Annotated in this window: 1 protein-coding gene; it reads left to right on the top strand. The window is 65.0% G+C overall.

Features of this window, described 5'->3' with window-relative positions:
- Positions 1 to 329, top strand: a 329-nt coding sequence (locus tag VBE63_RS31270) for a TonB-dependent receptor domain-containing protein (protein WP_323686817.1), incomplete at both ends; no start/stop codon positions are given.

Here is a 329-nt window from a genome sequence, read left to right as displayed (position 1 = left end):
TGGCAGCACAACCTGCGTCGCGCGAACAGCCCCGGCACGCCGCGCAGCGCGGGCTACGATGGGACCATCCATCTCGAGTTCGATCGCTATGTCGCCCGGCTCGAGGCCATTCATGGGCTGCTCGGCCCGTTTGACGGCGGCACCCTGGGCGTTGAGTACAGCAACAAGATCCAATATTCCCGCGGGACCACGGTGCTGGCGCCGGGCGGTGAGGTGAGCAACCTGGCGCTGTTCGCCTTCGAGAGCAAAGACATCGGCGATTTGACCCTGCAAGCGGGGCTGCGTCACGACTGGCATTCGGTCACTGGTGATGCCGGCAAGACAACCGC

The organism is Lamprobacter sp. (assembly GCF_034860625.1).
GTDB lineage: Bacteria > Pseudomonadota > Gammaproteobacteria > Chromatiales > Chromatiaceae > Lamprobacter.
The sequence above is the reverse complement of the archived record's forward strand: the minus strand, read 5'-3'. Positions and strand labels throughout refer to the sequence as shown.